Source organism: Microbacterium lacus (assembly GCF_002812805.1).
GTDB lineage: Bacteria > Actinomycetota > Actinomycetes > Actinomycetales > Microbacteriaceae > Microbacterium > Microbacterium lacus_A.
The window spans coordinates 49890-70649 of sequence record NZ_NMUM01000037.1 but is presented as its reverse complement, the minus strand read 5'-3'; the positions used below and the strand labels follow the sequence as shown (position 1 = coordinate 70649).

Here is a 20760-nt window from a genome sequence, read left to right as displayed (position 1 = left end):
GCCGCTGATAACCTCGTGGGCGTGCCATCCGATGCCCTCACCGTGACCCCTCCCGTGCGGGATCCCTCCTTCGACAACGTCTGGGATGATCTCGTCTGGCGCGGACTCGTGCATGTCTCGACCGATGCCGAGACGCTTCGCGAGATGCTCGGCGGCGACCCGATCGTCTACTACTGCGGGTTCGACCCGACGGCACCGAGCCTGCACCTCGGCAACCTGGTGCAGCTGCTCACGATGCGTCGACTCCAGCTCGCGGGCCACCGCCCGCTGGGTCTGGTCGGTGGGTCGACGGGGCTGATCGGCGATCCGCGCCCCACGGCCGAGCGAACACTCAACACGCCCGAGACCGTCGCCGAGTGGGTGAACCGATTGCGTGCTCAGGTCGAACGCTTCCTCAGCTTCGAGGGCGAGAACGCCGCGCGGATGGTCAACAACCTCGACTGGACGGCCCCGCTCACTGCGATCGACTTCTTGCGCGAGATCGGCAAGCACTACCGCGTCGGGACCATGATCAAGAAGGATGCCGTGAGTGCCCGGCTGAATTCCGACGCCGGCATCAGTTACACCGAATTCAGCTACCAGATCCTGCAGGGGCTGGACTACCTCGAGCTCTACCGGTCGTACGGCTGCGTTCTGCAGACCGGCGGCAGTGACCAGTGGGGAAACCTCACGAGCGGTGTGGATCTGATCCATCGCGTGGAGGGCACGTCGGTGCACGCGCTCGGCACGCCGCTCATCACGAACAGCGACGGTACGAAGTTCGGCAAGAGCGAGGGCAACGCGATCTGGCTCGATGCCGAGATGTGCAGCCCGTACGCGTTCTACCAGTTCTGGCTCAACACGCTCGATGCGGACGTGATCGCGCGACTGAAGATCTTCACGTTCCTCGGTCGAGACGAGATCGAGCGGTACGAGAAGCTCGTCGAATCCGAGCCGTTCCGCCGCGAGGCGCAGAAGCGGCTGGCGCTCGAGGTCACCGCGCTCGTGCACGGGACGGATGCGGCGGCCGCTGTGATCGCCGCATCAGAGGCCCTCTTCCAGGGCGGTGACCTGACCGCACTCGACGCGTCGACGCTCGAGTCGGCCCTGCGTGAACTGCCGCACGCCGAGTTGCCCGCGGGCACCGACATCGTCCGAGCGCTCGTCGACACGGGGCTCGTGGCGAGCCTGTCCGAGGCGCGCCGTGCGATAGCGCAGGGCGGCGTGAGTCTCGACGGCGAGCGGGTGGCCGACGAATCCGTCATCGTTTCGGGCGCGCTGCCCGGCGGGGTCTCGGTCCTCCGGCGCGGAAAGAAGACCTTGGCGGGCGTTTTCGTCCGATGACCCGATTCGAGAGCTGAGCGTATGCCCTTCACTCCGAGTCACGCGGTCGTCGCGCTGCCGTTCATTCGCACGCCACTCGTACCGGCGGCGATCGCGATCGGAGCGATGACGCCGGACCTGCCGATCTTCCTGCGCGGTTTCGGATTGCGTTACTCGGCCACGCACACCTGGTCGTGGCTTCCGGTCACGGTGGTCGTCGCGCTCGCGCTGCTGTTGGTGTGGCGCTGCGTGTTGCGGCCGGTCGCGCGTGATCTGGTGCCGATGGTGCTGGCCGAACGGCTCCCGGACGGATGGGACGCCGGGGCTCGCGCATCCGCGCGCGAGACCTTCGCGCTGCATCGGCCCGGCGCCTCGGCCGGGAAGATCTCGCCGGCGAGCATCCTGCTTCTCGTCGTGTCTCTCGCGATCGGGGTCGCGAGTCACATCGCGTGGGACCTCTTCACGCACCTTGATCGCTGGGGGCTACGGGTGTTCCCGCTGCTGGCCGAGCGATGGGGTCCGCTCCTCGGATACAAGTGGCTGCAGTACGGCTCCTCGGTTTTCGGACTGCTCGTGATCGGAATCTGGGCCGTTGTATGGCTTCGCCCACGTCGTCCCGTGCCCCCGCAGGATCGCGCCCCGGGCTTTGTCCGCGTCGCGTGGTGGATATCGCTGCCGGCATTTCTCGTGATCGCGTGGGTCGGCGGGCTGATGCTCTTCGGTCCTTTGCGTTCGGGTTTCGGCGTCGAACACCTCGCTTATCTCGTGCTTCCGCCCGCAGTGGGCCTCTGGGGTGGGCTCACCCTGGTGTTGGCGATCGTGTTGCAGCTGATGCGCCGACCCCTGTCGGACGTCTAGAGCCAGGCCGGGGCGTCGCCGCCCCAGGTGCGCGGAGGGGCGAACGCATCCGGCCCGCCCACGTACGCGATCGCGGGGCCTGCGGTCGTGAGAATCCCGCCGTCGAAATCGAACGTCTGCAGGTGCGGGGCGGGTTCGAAGGACTCGGCGGCATTCGGCTCGGCCGTCCGAGGCATGCGAAGCAGCTCCGCGGCGACGCGGCGGAGGGACGTTTCGGCGAGCCACGATCCACCCTCGACCGATTGCCGCTCGAGCAGGCTCATGATCTCGGCGGCGAGCAGGTACCCGGCGCTGTGGTCGAGCGCCTGTGCGGGGAGTGCTCCGGGGATGCCGTCCTCGCGTGACTCGATCCAGGCGATGCCGCTCGCGGCCTGCACGATGCTGTCGAATCCACGGCGGTCGGCGGACGACGTCTCAAAACCCCATGCCGACAGACGCGCGACGATGATTCCGGGATGGCGAGAGGCCAGCGCCGCGGGTTCGAGCCCCAGGTGCGCCAGACCGGCGGGTCGATACCCGAGAACGATCACGTCCGCATCAGCGAGAAGGCGGTCGAATACATCGAGCTGACTCGGCTGGTGAAGATCCAGAAGCGCAGACCGCTTTCCGTGACCCGTGTCCGCGTGCTGCATCGGCAGCTCCGGGTTGTGGGGAGGGTCGATTCGCAGAACGTCGGCGCCGAGGAGCGCCAGAGTGCGGGTGGCAACAGGTCCCGCGATCACGCGCGTCAGATCCAGGACCCGGATGCCTCGCAACGGCGCCGACGTCGGCCCCCATGTGCGCGGGCGAATGGGGGAGGGGCTGAGTCGATCGACCCGTACAACAGGCTCCTCGGCGAGAACGGCGTCAATGCCCGGGTTCTCGTGCATCACGCCGACGCAGATGCCGCCCCGCGCGGTGATCGCCTGCGTTGCCACGCCCGCCGGCATCGACGCCAGGGCTCGAACCACGGCATCCCGGTCTGCGTCTGCGTCTGCGTGTGCGCCCAGACCCAAGGCCGCCCGGAGCGCACGGGCATGGTGCGGGTAGTTGCCGTGGGTCCGCACCCAGCCGTCGGATGTGCGGAAGAAGCCCGAGAATGGCGCCCAGGGGCAGGGTGGTTCACCGTCGAAGCGGATGTGGCGCTCGCTCGAGTACGCCACGGCAACTCGGACGGGATCGGGAACCTGTGTCTGTGCGGAGGCCAGTCGAGCGGCCGCGAGCGATGCTGCGGAAACGCTGTCCCACGCGAGCTTGCCGACGGCCAGGCATGAGCGCAGCGGGACGGACGTCGTCGGGCTGTCGGTGGCGACGTCGGTTTCTGCGGGATCGATCATGGTCGCGATCGTAGCCCCGCCACTGGCTCCTGTGACGGCGCCGGAAAAACGCCGGAAACATGCGCGACACGCCCGGGACGCACCGCAATTTGCCCGCCCCGCAAAATCCCACGTAAGGTAATACCTGTTCGCCCCAAAGGAGCGCGGTGAGGCCCCGAAAGCTTCCCCTCCTCAAGCGAAGAACACCCCCATCAAAACCAACACTCTTGAGTGTCGGAAACCTTCGGGTTTACGATGGGGTCTCCTCTGATCGGAGCGCCTACGAACATGAAGTTCGGGTCGCGAAGAGCTGAGAATGTCGTTTTGACATCTCGCACAGAGGATGTAAGATAGAGAAGTTGCCCTGCGGGACGGTCGAGAGACACGGCGCAGGAGCATCCGATCCTTGAGAACTCAACAGCGTGCACTTGTCAAATGCCAAAAAACCTCGCGGTCAGCTTGTCTGACCGATGAGATTCTTTTGAGATTAAACGGATATGTCAGTAATGACATCCGATCGTCAGATCAAACTCGCTCGGCTCGACCCATTCCGGTCTTGTCGCAGCAAAATTCTTTCACGGAGAGTTTGATCCTGGCTCAGGATGAACGCTGGCGGCGTGCTTAACACATGCAAGTCGAACGGTGAAGGAGAGCTTGCTCTCTGGATCAGTGGCGAACGGGTGAGTAACACGTGAGCAATCTGCCCCTGACTCTGGGATAACAGTTGGAAACAGCTGCTAATACCGGATACGAGCTTCGAAGGCATCTTCAGAAGCTGGAAAGAACTTCGGTCAGGGATGAGCTCGCGGCCTATCAGCTAGTTGGTGAGGTAATGGCTCACCAAGGCGTCGACGGGTAGCCGGCCTGAGAGGGTGACCGGCCACACTGGGACTGAGACACGGCCCAGACTCCTACGGGAGGCAGCAGTGGGGAATATTGCACAATGGGCGCAAGCCTGATGCAGCAACGCCGCGTGAGGGACGACGGCCTTCGGGTTGTAAACCTCTTTTAGCAGGGAAGAAGCGAAAGTGACGGTACCTGCAGAAAAAGCGCCGGCTAACTACGTGCCAGCAGCCGCGGTAATACGTAGGGCGCAAGCGTTATCCGGAATTATTGGGCGTAAAGAGCTCGTAGGCGGTTTGTCGCGTCTGCTGTGAAAACTGGAGGCTCAACCTCCAGCCTGCAGTGGGTACGGGCAGACTAGAGTGCGGTAGGGGAGATTGGAATTCCTGGTGTAGCGGTGGAATGCGCAGATATCAGGAGGAACACCGATGGCGAAGGCAGATCTCTGGGCCGTAACTGACGCTGAGGAGCGAAAGGGTGGGGAGCAAACAGGCTTAGATACCCTGGTAGTCCACCCCGTAAACGTTGGGAACTAGTTGTGGGGTCCATTCCACGGATTCCGTGACGCAGCTAACGCATTAAGTTCCCCGCCTGGGGAGTACGGCCGCAAGGCTAAAACTCAAAGGAATTGACGGGGACCCGCACAAGCGGCGGAGCATGCGGATTAATTCGATGCAACGCGAAGAACCTTACCAAGGCTTGACATATACGAGAACGGGCTAGAAATAGTCAACTCTTTGGACACTCGTAAACAGGTGGTGCATGGTTGTCGTCAGCTCGTGTCGTGAGATGTTGGGTTAAGTCCCGCAACGAGCGCAACCCTCGTTCTATGTTGCCAGCACGTAATGGTGGGAACTCATGGGATACTGCCGGGGTCAACTCGGAGGAAGGTGGGGATGACGTCAAATCATCATGCCCCTTATGTCTTGGGCTTCACGCATGCTACAATGGCCGGTACAAAGGGCTGCAATACCGTAAGGTGGAGCGAATCCCAAAAAGCCGGTCCCAGTTCGGATTGAGGTCTGCAACTCGACCTCATGAAGTCGGAGTCGCTAGTAATCGCAGATCAGCAACGCTGCGGTGAATACGTTCCCGGGTCTTGTACACACCGCCCGTCAAGTCATGAAAGTCGGTAACACCTGAAGCCGGTGGCCCAACCCTTGTGGAGGGAGCCGTCGAAGGTGGGATTGGTAATTAGGACTAAGTCGTAACAAGGTAGCCGTACCGGAAGGTGCGGCTGGATCACCTCCTTTCTAAGGAGCACTTGGAGGCCTTCGGGCCTTCCAGAGCCAGATTCGAGACACACGTTCTCGACTGGTAGCTCATGGGTGGAACATTAGACAAGGTGCCGTATCGGAACGTCCCGAACTCAGTACGCTGCTTGCAGCTGGAAAGGTTCAGGTCGCTCTCGCGGCACATGCACGCTGTTGGGTCCTGAGGGACCGGATGCGCTCGGCCTACGGGTCGGAGCAGACGAACCTCAGGACCTTTCTTCGTTGCCACAGGATGGCATCGCGGGAAGGTACCGCCCGTACTTTGAGAACTACACAGTGGACGCGAGCATCTTTGAGTCGATCTTTTGATCGGCTCACAAAGATGATCTTATAGATCATTAATCAATTTCGAGTTGAGCTTTTAGCTCAGAACCGATTCTGATTCAAACTCATGTGATTTCAAATCTTTAAGAGCAAACGGTGAATGCCTTGGCATCTGGAGCCGAAGAAGGACGTAGCAATCTGCGATAAGCCTCGGGGAGTGGATAAGCACACCTTGATCCGAGGATTTCCGAATGGGGAAACCCCGCTGGGCAGCGTGCTGACCCAGTGACTCCCGCCTGAATATATAGGGCGGGTAGAGGGAACGTGGGGAAGTGAAACATCTCAGTACCCACAGGAAGAGAAAGCAACCGCGATTCCGTTAGTAGTGGCGAGCGAAACCGGAAGAGGCTAAACCGAGTATGTGTGATATCCGGCAGGAGTTGCATATTCGGGGTAGTGGGACTTTTCATGTTGCTCTGCCGAGCAACAAGCGTGATGAGACAATATAGACGAATGGTATTGAAAGACCAGTCATAGAGGGTGCCAACCCCGTAGTCGAAATGTTGCCCTCAGCGCGAGAAGTATCCCAAGTAGCACGGGGCCCGAGAAATCCCGTGTGAATCCGCCAGGACCACCTGGTAAGCCTAAATACTCCCAGATGACCGATAGCGGACAAGTACCGTGAGGGAAAGGTGAAAAGTACCCCGGGAGGGGAGTGAAATAGTACCTGAAACCGTTTGCTTACAAACCGTTGGAGCCTCCTTAGTAGGGGTGACAGCGTGCCTTTTGAAGAATGAGCCTGCGAGTTAGCGATATGTGGCGAGGTTAACCCGAGTGGGGTAGCCGTAGCGAAAGCGAGTCTGAATAGGGCGATTCAGTCGCATGTCCTAGACCCGAAGCGAAGTGATCTATCCATGGCCAGGTTGAAGCGAAGGTAAGACTTCGTGGAGGACCGAACCCACTTAGGTTGAAAACTGAGGGGATGAGCTGTGGATAGGGGTGAAAGGCCAATCAAACTTCGTGATAGCTGGTTCTCTCCGAAATGCATTTAGGTGCAGCGTTGCGTGTTTCTTACCGGAGGTAGAGCTACTGGATGGCCGATGGGGCCCAAAAGCTTACTGACGTCAGCCAAACTCCGAATGCCGGTAAGTGAGAGCGCAGCAGTGAGACTGTGGGGGATAAGCTTCATAGTCGAGAGGGAAACAACCCAGACCACCATCTAAGGTCCCAAAGCGCGTGCTAAGTGGGAAAGGATGTGGAGTTGCCTTGACAACCAGGAGGTTGGCTTAGAAGCAGCCACCCTTGAAAGAGTGCGTAATAGCTCACTGGTCAAGTGATTCCGCGCCGACAATGTAACGGGGCTCAAGCACGCCACCGAAGCTGTGGCATTGATATTATTGGTAGGCCTTCGTGGTCCAGCCGTATTGATGGGTAGGAGAGCGTCGTGTGGCCAGCGAAGCGGCGGTGTGAACCAGCCGTGGAGGCTACACGAGTGAGAATGCAGGCATGAGTAGCGAAAGACATGTGAGAAACATGTCCTCCGAAAGACCAAGGGTTCCAGGGTCAAGCTAATCTTCCCTGGGTAAGTCGGGACCTAAGGCGAGGCCGACAGGCGTAGTCGATGGACAACGGGTTGATATTCCCGTACCCGCGAAGAACCGCCCAAACTAATCCAGTAGTGCTAAGTGTCTGAATCCCACTGACGGATCCCTTCGGGGTGAAGCGTTGGGCCTAGCGCACGACCCCATTCTGGTGCGGTTAGCGTATTAACAGGTGTGACGCAGGAAGGTAGCCGGTCCTCGGCGATGGTAGTCCGAGGCCAAGTGTGTAGGCCGAGAGATAGGCAAATCCGTCTCTCATTAAGGCTGAGACACGAAGGGGAGCCCGCAAGGGCAAGATCCGGTGATCCTATGCTGCCAAGAAAAGCATCGACGCGAGGTTCTAGTGGCCCGTACCCCAAACCGACTCAGGTGGTCAGGTAGAGAATACCAAGGAGATCGAGAGAATCGTGGTTAAGGAACTCGGCAAAATGCCCCCGTAACTTCGGGAGAAGGGGGGCCTTCGACGTATAAGGACTTGCTCCGAAAGCGTTTGGAGGCCGCAGAGACTAGTGGGTAGCGACTGTTTATTAAAAACACAGGTCCGTGCCAAGTCGCAAGACGATGTATACGGACTGACGCCTGCCCGGTGCTGGAAGGTTAAGAGGACCGGTTAGCCGCAAGGCGAAGCTGAGAATTTAAGCCCCAGTAAACGGCGGTGGTAACTATAACCATCCTAAGGTAGCGAAATTCCTTGTCGGGTAAGTTCCGACCTGCACGAATGGCGTAACGACTTCCCAACTGTCTCAACCGCGAACTCGGCGAAATTGCATTACGAGTAAAGATGCTCGTTACGCGCAGCAGGACGGAAAGACCCCGTGACCTTTACTATAGTTTGGTATTGGTGTTCGGTGTGGCTTGTGTAGGATAGGTGGGAGACTTTGAAGCTTGGACGCTAGTTCAGGTGGAGTCATTGTTGAAATACCACTCTGGTCACTCTGGATATCTAACTTAGAACCGTAATCCGGTTCAGGGACAGTGCCTGATGGGTAGTTTAACTGGGGCGGTTGCCTCCCAAAAAGTAACGGAGGCGCCCAAAGGTTCCCTCAACCTGGTTGGTAATCAGGTGTCGAGTGTAAGTGCACAAGGGAGCTTGACTGTGAGACTGACAAGTCGAGCAGGGACGAAAGTCGGGACTAGTGATCCGGCAGTGGCTTGTGGAAGCGCTGTCGCTCAACGGATAAAAGGTACCTCGGGGATAACAGGCTGATCTTGCCCAAGAGTCCATATCGACGGCATGGTTTGGCACCTCGATGTCGGCTCGTCGCATCCTGGGGCTGGAGTAGGTCCCAAGGGTTGGGCTGTTCGCCCATTAAAGCGGTACGCGAGCTGGGTTTAGAACGTCGTGAGACAGTTCGGTCCCTATCCGCTGCGCGCGTAGGAAATTTGAGAGGATCTGACCCTAGTACGAGAGGACCGGGTTGGACGAACCTCTGGTGTGTCAGTTGTCCTGCCAAGGGCACCGCTGATTAGCTACGTTCGGGATGGATAACCGCTGAAAGCATCTAAGCGGGAAGCCGGCCTCAAGATGAGATTTCCATGCCTTCGGGCGAGAGGCTCCCAGCCAGACTACTGGGTTGATAGGCCGGGTGTGTAAGCGTGGCAACACGTGTAGCTGACCGGTACTAATAAGCCGATGATTTGATAATCACCTATTTTTGCTAGGTGCTTGCGTCCACTGAGTGGTTCTCGATGTACGGTCGAGAACCGCATAACAATGACTTTGTTATGCTGATTGAAACATCAATAGTGTTTCGGCGGCCATAGCGAGAGGGAAACGCCCGGTTACATTCCGAACCCGGAAGCTAAGCCTCTCAGCGCCGATGGTACTGCAGGGGAGACCCTGTGGGAGAGTAGGACACCGCCGGACTTCTTTCAAGAAAGGGCCACCCAATGCTGGGTGGCCCTTTCTTCGTTAACACAGTTGTTTTGCAACAGTGCGATTCCGCCGACGGGCGGTTCGCGAAAGGATCGGAAACATGGCAGACGACGACCGCAAGGACGATGAGCGTCGCGGTGGGCCCGATCGAGCGCGCGGCGCCTCCGGACGTTCGCCCCGCACCGGTGGTGGCGCTGATCGCCGTCCGAGCACGCCTCGTGGGGGCGATGCTCAACGCAAGCCATATGTGAAGCGCGATGGTGACGCTTCGCGCAAGCCGTACGAGAGGCGTGACGGGAATTCCTCGCGTCCGCCCTACGTGAAGCGTGATGGTGATGCGCCCCGTCGCCCGTATGAGAACCGGGATAGCGGTGGTTCGCGTCCGCCGTACGTGAAGCGCGACGGTGATGCTCCGCGCAAGCCTTACGAGAAGCGTGATGGCAATTCATCGCGTCCGCCGTACGAGAAGCGTGATGGCAATTCATCGCGTCCGCCGTACGAGAAGCGTGATGGCAACTCTTCGCGTCCGCCGTACGAGAAGCGTGATGGCAACTCCTCGCGTCCGCCCTACGTCAAGCGTGATGGCAACTCCTCGCGTCCGCCCTACGTCAAGCGTGATGGTGACGCTCCGCGGCGCCCATACAAAAACCGTGACAGCGGTGGCTCACGTCCGCCGTACGTGAAGCGTGATGGCGACGCGCCGCGTCGTCCATACGAGAAGCGTGACGGGAACTCCTCGCGTCCGCCCTACGTCAAGCGTGACGGCGACGGGCCTCGTCGACCGTACGAGAACCGTGATGGCGGAGGTTCGCGCCCACCCTACGAACGCCGCGACGGCAACTCTGGTCGTCCCACTTATAACCGCAGCGACGCCCCGCCCCGGGACCGCGATCGTGACTTCGAGCCGCGCATTCCTGATCCGTTCCTGCCCGACGATGTCACAGCCCGTGATCTGCACCCGAGTGCGCGAAACGAACTGCGCACCCTGAGCAAGGAGAACGCCGATACGGTCGGTCGCCACCTGGCGATGGCCGTCCGTCTGATTGACGAAGACCCGGCACTTGCGCACGAGCACGCCCTCGCGGCTTCCCGCAAGGCGGGCCGCGTCGCGGTCGTCCGGGAATCGCTCGCGATCACGGCGTACTCCGTGGGCGACTTTGCGCTGGCGCTTCGCGAATTGCGCACGTATCGGCGTATTTCGGGTAGCGACGACCAGATCGCGATGATGGTCGACAGCGAGCGTGGCGTCGGGCGACCCGACCGCGCGCTCGAGGTCGGACGAGCGGTCGAGCGTGATTCGCTTCCGATCGAGACGCGGGTTGAACTAGCGGTTGCTATGTCTGGCGCCCGTCTGGATCTTGGCGACCCCGAGCGCGCCCTGCGCGAGCTCGATATTCCCGAGCTGGATCCCGACAAGGCCTTCCCCTGGAGTCCCGGCCTGTTCGCTGCGCGCGCCACGGTGCTCGAAGAGCTCGGACGTCTGGACGAGGCCGCTCGATGGGCCCAGCTTGCCGAAGTCGCCGAGGCGGCGCTCGATGGTGACGGTTCGGACGACGTGCTCGAGATCGACGAGGTCGAAGAGCTCGACATCGATCTCGATGATGACGCTGATGTCGATGAAAACGCCGATCTCGATGAAGACGCTGATCTCGAAGACGTTGCGGATGTCGAAGACAACGGCGAATCGACCCCCGAGCCCGATGAGGGCGTGAAGAGCGACAAGACCGAGGCATCCGACTGATGGCTTTCCTCGGAAGGACGAGCCCGACACCGCTCGACGGGGTCGACGCGGTCCTGGCCGATCTCGACGGCGTTGTATACGCCGGGCATCAGGCGATTCCGCACGCTGTCGAGGCGCTGAACGCTGCGGGTCAGACGCGCCGCCTGGGCTACATCACCAACAACGCCTCGCGTACGGACGCCACGGTTGCGGGGCAGCTGCGAGAACTCGGGCTGGCCGTTCAACCCGAAGACGTCATCACGAGCCCACAGGCCGCAATGCGTCTCTTGCGGGACATGCTTCCCGCGGGTTCGTGTGTGCTGGTCGTCGGCGGAGAGGGCCTGACCGTCGAGGTCGAGAAGGCCGGATACGTCGTCACCCGCAGCGCCGAGGACGCGCCCGCCGCCGTCGTTCAAGGTTTCGCGCCCGATGTGGCGTGGCGGGATCTGGCCGAGGCGGCGTACGCGCTGGCTCTGCCCGAGGACGAGGGCGGTATCCCGTGGATCGCCACCAACACGGACTGGACGATCCCCCAGGCTCGTGGCATCGCGCCGGGGAACGGCACGCTCGTGTCCGCCGTGCACACCGCGGTCGGGCGTCTCGCGACGGTCGCGGGCAAACCCGAGACACCGATCTTCGTCGAGGCGATCGCGCGGTTCGGGTCGAAGCATCCGCTCTTCATCGGCGACCGACTCGACACCGACATCCTCGGTGCCCAGCGTGCCGGTATCGCGTCGGCCCTGGTGCTGACGGGCATCGACCGGCCGAAGCACGTTCTTGCCGCGCCCGCCGGTTCGCGTCCGGACTTCATCCTCGGCGACCTGCGTGAGCTGTCGCAGCCGTATCCGGCGGCTAAAGCACGCGCGAAGGATGGCGCGGTCACGATCGGTGACGCCACCGTGCGTGTCGCCGGCAACGACGTCGAGATCGTGGCCGAGGGGTCGCGACAGATCGACCTGCTTCGCGCCGCTGCCCGTGCGATCTGGGACTCGGGTCGTGCGATCTACGGACTGCGCGTGCCCGAGCGGCTCTACGACGACCCGTTTCGCGCTGGGCGTTGATCCGCGGCTCGTGTGAGGCGGGGCGCCGAGGCATCCGTCAGCCCCGTCGTATCCTGGGACGATGAGCAACACGCCCGAGGCATCTTTCGACGACAGCCTCGTGTCGCGCCTGCGAGTGGTCGAGGAGCAGCCCCTCGCGACCCGTGCCGCCGCGTTCGACGCGTTGTACGACGAACTCTCGCGTGAGCTCGAGGGCGTGGGCGGTCTTGCCGATCCGCGCGCTTCGGCATCCGGCGACCGATGAGTGAGCGTCTGGACGCGGCCCTGGCCGCCCGCGGACTCGCGCGTTCCCGCACGCACGCAGCGGGGCTGATCGCCGAGGGCCTCGTGACGGTCGATGGCCGCCCCGTCGTGAAGTCCTCGGCGAAGGTCGAGGAGTCGTCGCTGATCGAGGTCGCCGCGTTCGACCACTACGTCAGCCGCGCCGCGCACAAGCTCGTGGCGGCGCTCGACGCGTTCCCGGTCGAGGTCGCGGGGCGGGTGGCGCTCGACATGGGCGCTTCGACCGGCGGCTTTACGCAAGTGCTGCGCGAGCGCGGCGCCGACCCGGTGATCGCCGTTGATGTCGGGCATGGCCAGATGTCGGACCGAATCAAGGATGACGCGGGGGTCATCTCGGTCGAGGGCTTCAACGTTCGCGACATGACGCCCGAGTCCCTCGCCGCCGCGAGCGGTACAGAGCTCGCGCCCTCGCTTGTGACCGGCGACCTGTCCTTCATCTCGCTGGGGCTGGTCCTTCCGGCCGTCCGCGCAACGATGGACGCCGCTGGCGATGCCGTGTTGCTGATCAAGCCGCAGTTCGAGGTGGGCCGCACATCCGTCCGCGGTGGGTTGGTGACAGATCCGGCTTCGCGTGCGGATGCTGTTGCGGGCGTGCTGTGGGCGGCGTGGGACGCGGGCCTCGGTACACATGGCGTGATTGCCTCGCCGCTGCCCGGGACGCACGGCAACCACGAGTTCGTGGCGTGGTTCCGGGTGCGCGACGTTGCCGATGAGGGCGCGGACGCGGATGCTGCGAACCCGACCGCGTGGCTCGCCCTGGTGAACGAGCTCACCCAGCGCTGACGGTTAGTTCTCGCGGCGCTTGCGCATCTGCGCCAGGGGGATGGCGAGCCTGTGGTTGTCCGAGAGCTGGGGCTCGTTGCGGTCGAGAAACTGCCAGTAGGCGTCGGTGAAGGCATCCGCCTGCGCGGCTTTCGCGCTCGGCCACCACGACCCCATGCGTTGCAGGTAGGCCCCGCCCGCAATATAGGGCTTGGTCGCCACACGGCCACCGTCTGCGAACTGACTCATGCCCTGCACGTTCGGCACCATGACCCAGTCGTACGCGTCCACGAACATCGCCGAGAACCACTCGTAGGCCTCGCGTGGGTGGTAGCCCTGCAGCAGGAACCAGTTGCCGAGCACCATCAGGCGCTCGATGTGGTGCGCGTAGCCGTAGCGATGGACGCGTTCGAGGACGGTGCGGACCGGCGTGGGGATGTCGTCGGGGATCCCTTCCGCGGTGTACCACCATGCCTCGAGGGTGCGCGTGAAGTGGAAGTAATCGGCGTTCTCGAGCGCGGGCTGCGCGCGGAAAGCGCCGCGCATGTACTCCCGCCATCCGATCACCTGGCGGATGAAACCCTCGCGCGATTCGAGGGGGGCATCGGACCGCTCAACCCGGTCAACGGCTTCCTGAGGCGTGAGCAGCCCGATGTTGATCAGGGGGCTGAGCACGGAGTGGAAAAGGAACGGCTCGTCGGCGTCCATCGCGTCTTCGTAGCGTCCGAAATCGGACAGGCGACGGGTGACGAAGTCATCGACCCATGCGCGTGCCCCCGCGGGGGTGACGGGGAGCCAGAAGGTCCGCGGGTCGCCCGGATGATCGCCGAAGAACCGCTGCGTGTCCGCGATGGCCGAGCGGGTGATCTCATCGGGCTCGGGTATCGGCACCGTCGGGATGTCGAGGGTGTGGGCCTTCGTTTTCTTGTCGCGGGGGAGCGGATGCCTGTTCTCGGCGTCGAAGTTCCACCGGCGTCCCTCGGGTGCGCCGCCCTCCATCAGGATGCCCGTGCGCCGACGTTGCCAGCGGTAGAAGTCCTCCATCCGGGCCGTCGGGTGTGTCGCGAACCACTCGTCGACCAGCGCCTCGGGGGTGAGGAAGAGCTCGTCGGGGTAGGTGCGCGTCTGCGGCCTGTGTCCGGCAGCGATCTTCTCGATCGAGCCCTGAACGCGCGGGTCGGTGTGCGCCATCCAGGCGAGGTGGGTGATGTTGTGCTCGCGGACGAGCGCCCCCACCGCGTCACCGAACGACTCCCTGGGCTGGTTCGCGCCCGTTTCGTCCGCGTCCATCCGGCGGTACGCGACGGCGATGCCGCGCTCTTCGAGGCGAGCGGCCGCATGGCGCAGGGAAGCCAGCAGCAGCACGATCTTGTGCGCGTGGTACGGGCGACGCTCGAAGCTCCGCGCGTTCTCGACGAAGAGAATGAGGTCGATCTCGGGGTCCGAGTAGGCGGGGTGGTCTTCGAGCACCTGCGTCGCGAGCACCAGCGCAGCCTTCATCTCTCCAGTCTCGCAGCCGGAGGAGATCTCGGCTTCGGAGGATGCATGCCTCGACATCCGTCCTCCGAAGCCGAGATCTCCTCCCCAGCGCGCGGGCGGCCCGGCGAACGGGAGCCATCCGACAGAATGGGTGAGGCGAACCAACCGGCGGGAGCGGCATGACGAGCACGCGAAACATCCTGGTCGTCGCGCATGCGCTGCGTGACGATACGGTCGCCGCTGCGCGCCGCGTGACCGCCGCCCTGGTCGCAGCGGGCGCTCGCGCCGTATTCTCCGCGGATGATCGAGCCCAGTTGGGTGCCGCGATCGAAGAGTTCGACAACACCGGCACGCTCGGCATCGACGTTCCCGTCGACGAGATCGAGCTCGCGATCGTGCTCGGTGGCGACGGCACGATCCTGCGCGCCGCAGAACTCGTGCGCGGCGGCACGGCCCCGGTGCTCGGCATCAACATGGGGCACGTCGGGTTTCTCGCCGAGATCGAGCGCGATGAACTGGACGAGGCTGTGCACCGCGCCATCCTCGGCGACTACCGGGTCGAGGAGCGCCTGGCGCTCGCGGTGCGCGTGCAGGATTCCGATGACTCGCTGATCTACGAAACGTGGGCCCTCAACGAGGCGACGGTCGAGAAGGCCAGCCGCGAACGGATGCTCGAGGTCGTACTCGAGGTGGACGGTCGGCCGCTCTCGAGCTTCGGTTGCGACGGCATGGTCGTCTCGACCCCCACCGGTTCCACCGCCTATAACTTCTCGGCCGGCGGACCCGTGATCTGGCCGACCGTCGAGGCGATGGCGGTCGTGCCGCTGTCCGCACATGCCCTGTTCGCCAAGCCGCTCGTCGTGGGCCCCGAGGCCACGATCGCGATCGAGGTGCTCGAGCGCACCAATGGCACGGGCATCCTGTGGTGCGACGGCCGCCGCTCGCACGACCTGCCGCCCGGTGCCCGCGTCATGGTGCGCCGCTCGCCCGAGCCCGTCCGTCTCGCGCGCCTGCATCCCGCGGCGTTCACCGACCGGCTCGTCCGCAAGTTCCGTTTGCCGGTCGAAGGATGGCGCGGGCCCATATCGGCCGAGCCCGAGACCTGGGCGATGCACGAACCGACCGAATCCGACGCCGACCCTGCGACCCACCCCGGGGCGGGCGCGTGATCGAGGAAGTACGCCTGGCCGGACTCGGGGTGATCGCCGAAGCGACCCTGCCGCTCGGCCCGGGCTTCACGGCCATCACCGGTGAGACGGGTGCCGGTAAGACGATGGTCGTCACGGGCCTCGGCCTGCTGCTCGGCCAGCGCGCCGACTCGGGGGTCGTCCGTTCGGGCGGCCAAGCCGAGGTCGCCGGAATCTGGAACGTTCCGGCCGAGGGATCCGTCGCCGACCGCGTGCGCGAAGCCGGGGGAGACCTCGAGCCGCTCGGGGCCGACCGCGCCGAACTGTACGTGAGCCGCACGGTCACGGCCGAGGGGCGTAGCCGCGCGAGCGTCGGCGGACGCGCGGCGCCGGCCGGGGTACTCGCCGACCTCGCCGATGATCTCGTTGTCGTCCACGGGCAATCCGACCAGCTGCGCCTGCGTTCGGCGGCAGCGCAGCGCGATGCCCTTGACCGATTCGGGGGAGCGGGCGTTCGTGACGCGCTCGCCGCCTACCGCACGGCGTGGAATCGCTGGCGAGAACTCGACGCCGAACACACGTCCCTGACGACCCAGCGCGACGCGCGCACGGCCGAGGCCGAGACGCTGCGGGCGGCCCTCGCCGAGATCGAGGATGTCGCACCGCAGCCGGGTGAGGATGTCGAGCTCGCTCAGCGCGCGGAACGCCTCGCCAACGTCGAAGAGCTGCGCGCGGCGGCGGCGGGCGCCCGCGAGGCGCTGTCTTCCGAGGCGGACGCCGTGGACGTTTCGACCCTGCTCGGCGAGGCGCGCCGCCTGCTCGAACGCGCCAGCGCCCAGGATCCCGCGCTCGAGACGTTCTCGCAGCAGGTCGCCGAGCTCGGATTCCGTGCCGCCGAGATCGCGACGGACCTCTCGGGTTACCTCGCGGACCTCGATGAATCCGGGCCCCTCGAACTCGACGCCGTCGAGACGCGACGCGCGGCGCTCGGCGCCCTCGTTCGCCACCACGGGACGACGCTGGACGAGGTTCTGGCGCTTGCCGAAACCGGTGCCGCACGTCTGGCAGAGCTCGAGGGCGACGACGCCCGCATCGAAGAACTCGCCGCCGAGAAGGACACCGCGGCACGAGAACTCGATGACGCCGCAGCGACCCTCACCGAGCGTCGAACCGAAGCCGCCGTGACCCTCGGCGATTCCGTCACCGCCGAACTCAGCGCGCTCGCGATGCCCGACGCGCGCCTGCAGGTCACGGTGTCGGCGGGAACCCCGAGTGCGGACGGCCGCGACGAGGTTGCCCTGCTGCTCGCCCCGCATCCCGGAGCCGAACCCCGCGCGGTCGCCAAGGGCGCCTCGGGCGGCGAACTGAGCCGCGTCATGCTGGCGATCGAAGTCGTCATCTCCGAGACCGATCCCGTCCCGACCTTCGTCTTCGACGAGATCGACGCGGGCATCGGCGGAGCCGCCGCGATCGAGGTCGGGCGTCGCCTGGCACGCCTGGCCGAGGCATCCCAGGTCATCGTCGTCACGCACCTCGCGCAGGTGGCCGCGTTCGCCACCAACCACCTGACCGTCGTGAAAGAGAACGACGGATCGGTGACCGCCTCGAGTGTCCGCAGGCTCGAAGGGCCCGAGCGCGCCGCCGAGATGGCGCGGCTGTTGTCGGGGCTTCCCGACTCGGCCGCGGCGCTCGAGCACGCGCGCGAGCTGCTCGGGCTCGCGGGCTCCCGCGACTGATAGGATTAAAGCCCGTGGCGGAAACTGCATCGGGAACATCGAACGACATCACCAAACACATCACGAGGCACATCTTCGTGACCGGTGGTGTCGTTTCTTCATTGGGTAAGGGCCTCACCGCCGCGAGCCTCGGCAATCTGCTGACGGCGCGGGGTCTGCGGGTCGTGATGCAGAAGCTGGATCCCTATCTGAACGTGGATCCGGGAACGATGAACCCGTTCCAGCACGGCGAGGTTTTCGTCACCGATGATGGCGCCGAGACCGACCTCGACATCGGTCACTACGAGCGCTTCCTGGACGTTGAGCTGAGCCAGGCCGCCAACGTCACGACCGGCCAGATCTATTCGCAGGTCATCGCGCGCGAGCGTCGCGGCGAGTACCTCGGCGACACCGTGCAGGTCATCCCGCATATCACCGACGAGATCAAGCGCCGGATGCGTCTGCAGGCCACGCAGGATCCCCAGCCGGACGTCATCATCACCGAGGTCGGTGGAACGGTCGGCGACATCGAGTCGCAGCCGTTCATCGAGTCGGCGCGTCAGATTCGCCACGAGCTCGGGCGCCGGAACGTGTTCTTCGTGCACGTCTCGCTCGTGCCCTTCATGGGTGCCTCGGGCGAGCAGAAGACCAAGCCCACGCAGCACTCGGTCGCGGCCCTCCGCTCGATCGGTATCCAGCCTGACGCGCTCGTGCTGCGCAGCGATCGTCCCGTCACCGAGTCGAACAAGCGCAAGATCGCGCTGATGTGCGACGTCGACGAGGACGCCGTGGTCAATGCCGTCGACGTGCCGAGCATCTACGACATCCCGACGATGCTGCACGACCAGGGCCTCGATGCCTACATCGTCAACGCACTCGGGCTCGATGACGCGAAGGATGTCGACTGGTCGCGGTGGGAGCGGGTGCTCGCCGCCGTACACAACCCCAAGCACGAGGTCACGATCGGCCTGGTCGGCAAGTACATCGACCTACCCGACGCCTACCTCTCGGTCACGGAGGCACTCAAGGCCGGTGGTTTTGCGCAAGAGACGCACGTCAACATCCGCTGGATCCCGTCGGATCTGTGCGAGACGCGGGATGGCGCGGCTCGCGCTTTGGCGGATGTCGATGGCATTTGCGTGCCCGGTGGCTTCGGCATCCGCGGCATCGAAGGAAAGCTCGGCGCGCTGAAGTTCGCGCGCGAGCAGGGCATCCCCACGCTCGGGCTGTGCCTCGGGCTGCAGTGCATGGTCATCGAGTACGCGCGAAACCTCGCCGGGCTCGAGGGTGCCTCGTCGAGCGAGTTCGACCCCGACACCGAATACCCGGTCATCGCGACGATGGCGGAGCAGGTCGAGATCATCGCCGGGGGAGACCTCGGTGGCACGATGCGCCTCGGCCTATACGCCGCGGACCTGCGCGACGGCTCGCTTGCCGCCGAGCTGTATGGCGCGAAGCAGATTTCGGAGCGTCATCGCCACCGTTACGAGGTCAACAACGCCTACCGTGATCGGCTGACGGAGGCGGGCCTGGTGTTCTCGGGCCTGTCACCCGACCGGGCACTGGTCGAGTACGTAGAGCTTCCGCGCGACGTGCACCCGTTCTACATCGCCACGCAGGCGCACCCCGAACTGCGGTCGCGCCCGACCGCACCGCATCCGCTCTTCCGCGGACTCGTCGGCGCCGCGCTCGAGCGTCACCGCGCGAGCGAACTCTTCGACGTGGATCCGGTGGAAAATGACTGATTTCAGCGCGCTGCGCGACGAGCCGGCCGAAATCCACATCACGCGTAGCGAGGTCGTCTATCCCGGCCGCGTCTGGGATGTACGCAGCGACACCTTCGACTACAACGGCGAGTCCACGTCGCGCGACTACGTCGACCACACGGGAGCTGTCGCGATCGCCGCGATCGATGACGACGGACGCATCCTGCTGCTGCAGCAATATCGCCATCCGATCCGCTCGCGCGACTGGGAGATTCCGGCAGGGCTCCTCGACATCGCGGGGGAGCCGCCCGCAGACACCGCACGGCGTGAGCTCGCCGAAGAGGCCGACCTGACGGCGAGTCGGTGGAGCGAACTCGTCAGCATCAAGACCTCGCCCGGGGGCAGCGACGAGGTCGTGCATATCTTTTTGGCCGAGGGCATCTCTCCCGCGCCCGAGACGTACGCACGCGAGGCCGAAGAGGCCGACATCCGCCTCGAATGGGTCCCGCTCGACGATGTCGTGACGGCCGTGCTCGAGGGCCGGATGCAGAACGCGATCCTGATCGTCGCGGTGCTCGCGGCCGCCGAACACCGCCGCCGAGCGGCGACCGAGAACCGCCGCCGCGCGGCGGGCTGAGCCGGGTCCGGGACGGAGCCGAACCCCGGTGCGCATTGATCGAGCCGTGACGGCGTACCTGCGCCACGTCTCGATCGAGCGCGGGTTGTCTGAGCACACGGTCGCGGCGTATCGACGCGACCTCGGCGACTATGTCGCCTGGCTGACAGACCAGGGCTTTCTCGACACGACGGACGTCGCCCCGGATGTCGTGGGGCGCTACGTCGCCGATCGAGCCGCGGCATACCCGCCTCCCGCCGCGTCGAGCCTGGCGCGCCTGCAGTCCTCGGTGCGGGGGCTGCATCGGCATCTCGCCCGCGAGGGGATCGAGGACGAGGATGTGTCGGCCCGGCTTCGCCCGCCGAAGGCCGCCCGGCGCCTGCCCCAGGCGTTGACGATCGACCAGGTCGAGCAGTTGCTCGCGGCCCCGTCGGGGGAGGACCCCATTGGCCTCCGCGATCGGGCTCTGCTCGAGCTGATGTACGCCACGGGCGCCCGCGTGTCGGAGGTGGTCACGCTCGACGTGGACGACCTCGTGGGCGGGGGCGGTGTGGGCGGAGAAGGCGCCGGCGACATCGTGCGTCTGCGCGGCAAGGGTGACAAGGAACGCATCGTGCCGGTCGGGTCGTTCGCCCGTAAGGCGGTCGATGCCTATCTGACCCGGGTGCGCCCCGAGCTGTCGCTTCGGGGTCGCCCGACGCCTCGGCTGTTCCTCGGTGCCCGCGGGGCGCCGCTGTCTCGGCAGAGCGCCTGGCTCGTCATCCGTGCCGCCGCCGAAAAAGCGGGGATCTCGGCCCATGTCTCGCCGCATACGCTCCGCCACTCGTTCGCTACGCACCTGCTGCAGGGCGGCGCCGACGTGCGTGTCGTACAGGAGCTTCTCGGGCATGCGTCGGTTGCGACAACGCAGATCTACACGCACGTGACCGTTGATGCCCTGCGCGATGTGTACGCGACATCGCACCCGCGGGCACGCTAA

The 20760-nt window shown here is 64.4% G+C and carries 13 protein-coding genes and 3 rRNA genes; 14 read left to right on the top strand and 2 right to left on the bottom strand.

The window, feature by feature from the left end:
- The first annotated feature begins 21 nt into the window (after positions 1-21).
- Positions 22-1323: a tyrosine--tRNA ligase gene (tyrS, locus tag CGU34_RS13060; protein WP_081766489.1), complete on the top strand. Its 1302-nt coding sequence runs from the start codon at positions 22-24 to the stop codon at positions 1321-1323.
- Positions 1324-1344: 21 nt separating this feature from the next.
- Positions 1345-2160 (top strand): DUF4184 family protein, encoded by an 816-nt coding sequence (locus CGU34_RS13055; RefSeq protein WP_036301918.1) that lies wholly within the window; start codon positions 1345-1347, stop codon positions 2158-2160.
- Here CGU34_RS13055 and CGU34_RS13050 read toward each other — a convergent pair.
- Positions 2157-3476, bottom strand: a complete 1320-nt coding sequence (locus CGU34_RS13050) for a CoA transferase (protein ID WP_051514244.1) — start codon at positions 3474-3476, stop codon at positions 2157-2159. The genes CGU34_RS13055 and CGU34_RS13050 overlap by 4 nt on opposite strands.
- Positions 3477-4029: 553 nt before the next feature.
- On the opposite strand from CGU34_RS13050, the gene CGU34_RS13045 reads away from it, so the two are divergent.
- The 7 genes from CGU34_RS13045 (at position 4030) to CGU34_RS13015 (ending at position 13159) form a co-directional block, all read left to right on the top strand.
- Positions 4030-5551: ribosomal RNA gene (locus tag CGU34_RS13045) — 16S ribosomal RNA — on the top strand.
- Between the two features lie 418 nt (positions 5552-5969).
- Positions 5970-9083, top strand: a 23S ribosomal RNA gene (locus CGU34_RS13040).
- 104 nt (positions 9084-9187) lie between these two features.
- Positions 9188-9304 (top strand): 5S ribosomal RNA (gene rrf / locus CGU34_RS13035).
- The 16S, 23S and 5S rRNA genes sit together here, the layout of an rRNA operon.
- A 109-nt stretch (positions 9305-9413) precedes the next feature.
- Entirely contained in the window at positions 9414-11054 is a 1641-nt protein-coding gene (locus CGU34_RS17425; protein ID WP_232711673.1) for a primosomal protein, read from the top strand.
- Positions 11054-12094 (top strand): HAD-IIA family hydrolase, encoded by a 1041-nt coding sequence (locus tag CGU34_RS13025; RefSeq protein WP_036301922.1) that lies wholly within the window; start codon positions 11054-11056, stop codon positions 12092-12094. Before CGU34_RS17425 ends, CGU34_RS13025 begins: the two co-directional genes overlap by 1 nt.
- Positions 12095-12155: 61 nt before the next feature.
- Complete coding sequence (locus CGU34_RS13020) at positions 12156-12338, top strand: hypothetical protein (RefSeq protein WP_036301924.1); 183 nt, start codon at positions 12156-12158, stop codon at positions 12336-12338.
- On the top strand, positions 12335-13159 hold the full coding sequence (locus tag CGU34_RS13015) for a TlyA family RNA methyltransferase (protein ID WP_036301926.1): 825 nt from the start codon (positions 12335-12337) through the stop codon (positions 13157-13159). Before CGU34_RS13020 ends, CGU34_RS13015 begins: the two co-directional genes overlap by 4 nt.
- A gap of 3 nt (positions 13160-13162) precedes the next feature.
- Here CGU34_RS13015 and CGU34_RS13010 read toward each other — a convergent pair whose 3' ends face one another.
- A complete protein-coding gene (locus CGU34_RS13010; protein ID WP_051514247.1) occupies positions 13163-14638 on the bottom strand; it encodes a cryptochrome/photolyase family protein in 1476 nt (491 codons plus the stop codon).
- Between the two features lie 158 nt (positions 14639-14796).
- On the opposite strand from CGU34_RS13010, the gene CGU34_RS13005 reads away from it, so the two are divergent.
- The 5 genes from CGU34_RS13005 to xerD are packed head-to-tail and all read left to right on the top strand — an operon-like array spanning position 14797 to position 20760.
- Positions 14797-15786: an NAD kinase gene (locus CGU34_RS13005; RefSeq protein ID WP_081766487.1), complete on the top strand. Its 990-nt coding sequence runs from the start codon at positions 14797-14799 to the stop codon at positions 15784-15786.
- Positions 15783-17480, top strand: coding sequence for a DNA repair protein RecN (gene recN / locus CGU34_RS13000; protein WP_036301927.1), 1698 nt, complete (start codon positions 15783-15785; stop codon positions 17478-17480). The genes CGU34_RS13005 and recN overlap by 4 nt, the downstream gene beginning before the upstream one ends.
- A gap of 14 nt (positions 17481-17494) precedes the next feature.
- A complete protein-coding gene (locus tag CGU34_RS12995; RefSeq protein WP_036301928.1) occupies positions 17495-19204 on the top strand; it encodes a CTP synthase in 1710 nt (569 codons plus the stop codon).
- The gene (locus tag CGU34_RS12990) at positions 19197-19802 is read left to right on the top strand and encodes an NUDIX domain-containing protein (RefSeq protein ID WP_036301930.1); all 606 of its coding nucleotides are present in this window, start codon (positions 19197-19199) and stop codon (positions 19800-19802) included. Before CGU34_RS12995 ends, CGU34_RS12990 begins: the two co-directional genes overlap by 8 nt.
- A 28-nt stretch (positions 19803-19830) precedes the next feature.
- The gene (xerD, locus tag CGU34_RS12985; protein ID WP_100814345.1) at positions 19831-20760 is read left to right on the top strand and encodes a site-specific tyrosine recombinase XerD; all 930 of its coding nucleotides are present in this window, start codon (positions 19831-19833) and stop codon (positions 20758-20760) included.